Origin of the sequence: Variovorax sp. GrIS 2.14 (assembly GCF_046115955.1) — a bacterium.
In the GTDB taxonomy this organism is placed as follows: Bacteria; Pseudomonadota; Gammaproteobacteria; order Burkholderiales; family Burkholderiaceae_C; genus Variovorax.
In genome coordinates this window covers 1-1,853 of the sequence record NZ_JBJXIA010000085.1, presented here as the reverse complement: position 1 = coordinate 1,853, position 1,853 = coordinate 1, and the positions used below count along the sequence as shown (strand labels likewise).

The 1,853-nt window shown below is 61.8% G+C and carries 2 protein-coding genes and 1 pseudogene; 1 reads left to right on the top strand and 2 read right to left on the bottom strand.

The window, feature by feature from the left end; translation table 11 throughout:
- On the bottom strand, window positions 1–612 hold a 612-nt coding region (locus tag RCH10_RS27580), incomplete at its 3' end, for an IS110 family transposase (RefSeq protein WP_409054839.1).
- 141 nt (window positions 613–753) lie between these two features.
- On the opposite strand from RCH10_RS27580, the pseudogene RCH10_RS27575 reads away from it, so the two are divergent.
- A pseudogene (locus RCH10_RS27575) lies at window positions 754–1,673 on the top strand (IS5 family transposase).
- A gap of 58 nt (window positions 1,674–1,731) precedes the next feature.
- Here RCH10_RS27575 and RCH10_RS27570 read toward each other — a convergent pair.
- Window positions 1,732–1,853, bottom strand: a 122-nt coding sequence (locus RCH10_RS27570) for a transposase domain-containing protein (RefSeq protein ID WP_409054840.1), incomplete at its 5' end; no start/stop codon positions are given.

Below are 1,853 nucleotides of genomic sequence, written 5' to 3'. Positions count from 1 at the left end.
GAGGCCGATGTCGGCCTGCAGTTGCTGGACTCGCCTGAGTTGCTCGTCCAGGCTGTCCATGAGCATCGCTGGCAGCCGGGCCTTCGCGTCGCACATGGCGTCGCACATGGCGTCGCACATGGCGTCGGGCAACGCCCTGAGCAACGCAGCATGACCTTCCGGCAGCACGATGCCGAATTCGTAGAGCAGCCCTCGGAGTTCGTTGGTTTGCATGATGCGGGTCTTCATGAGCTGCGCGCGCAAGCGGTGCAGCGACAGCACGATCTGCTGGGCCTCGGTCTTGACGGGAACGAAGCGCATGCCGGGCTGCTGGCACGCCGTCCAGATCGCTTGCGCGTCGGCAGCATCGGTCTTGTTGCGCTGCACGAACGGCCGCACCTTCCTGGGTGAGATGAGTCGCACCTCGTGGCCCAATCCAATCAGAGCCCGGCCCCAGTCGTGAGCACCGCAACAGGCTTCCATGACAACCAGAGCCGCAGTGCGGTTGGCAAACCACTCCAGCATCCTGGCGCGCTTCAACTGCAATCGCTCGATGCAGCCGGTGTCCAGCTCGACCCAGTGCAGCTGAAACACCTTCTTGGCAATGTCGACGGCAATGACGGTACGTTCCATGATGGTCTCCATTTGGATGTTGACGGTGGGATCGTCAATCTGGCACTTCCCGCGGCGCAGTGCAAGCAGTGCGGTAGGAGGGAGGCGCCCATACCATCTGATCAAGTCCGAAGTTGGCACGCTGCCTGCTTCACGCATTGCATGAAGCAACAGACTCTTGCCATGGCCGGTGACCAGAATGCGCAGTACGAACAGTTCAGGAGGCCCACGCGCCGCGACGCGTTCCTGGCCCACGATGGAGCGCATTGTTCCCTGGGAGGCTTTATGCGGCGTGATCGAGCCGTACTATCCGAAACCCGGCAATGGCCGCCCGCCGGTGGGCCTTGAACTCATGCTCACGATGTACTTCGTTCAGCACTGGTTCAACCTGGCCGATGTGGCTTGTGAGGACGCGCTGCTCGACAGCACCTCGCTGCGGCGATTCGTCGGCATCGACCTCGGTCGCGAGCGGGTGCCGGATGCGACGACGTTGTTGAAGTTCCGGCGACTGCTGGAAAAGCACAATCTCGGTGCTGCTCTGTTTGCGAAGGTGGGCGACGTGTTGCAGGCCAACGGCCTGAAGGTTGGCGCCGGCACCATCGTGGATGCGACCATCATCGGTGCAACGAGTTCGACCAAGAATGCCCAAGGCAAACGCGACCCGGAGATGCGCTCGACCAGCAAGAACAGGCAATGGTTCTTCGGTATGAAGCTGCACATCGGCGTGGACAGCAAGACGGGTCTGGCGCACAGCGCAGTGGTGACATCGGCGAACGTGCATGACAAGCATCCGTTGCCGGATCTGATGCATGGTGCGGAGACGCACCTGTACGGCGACTGCGCCTACTCCTCGCAGCAGGCGTTGATCCATTCGAAGGCGCCCAACGCCCAAGGATTGCACCAATCAACGGGTGATTCCCGGCAGTGCGATCGAGGGCCTGGAGAGGATCGTGAACCGGTTGAAGTCCAAGGTGCGCTCACGCGTGGAGCACGTGTTCGCGGTTGTGAAGCGGCTTTGGGGATTCAACAAAGTGCGCTATCGGGGCTTGTCCAAGAATGTCACGCGCGCGTTCGTGGTGTAAGCACCCGGCAAACACACATTGACGCAGCCGCCCCCAGGGTGTTCAGCCCTGCGGCAACTCAGTTCGTGACTGGCGGCACCCAGCAATGCGGCAGTAACTCCTCGATGCGGCTCATCGGCTGCGTCGGCAGCCGCATGAACACGTCCTTCAGATAGGCGTACGGGTCGTGCCCGTTGAGCC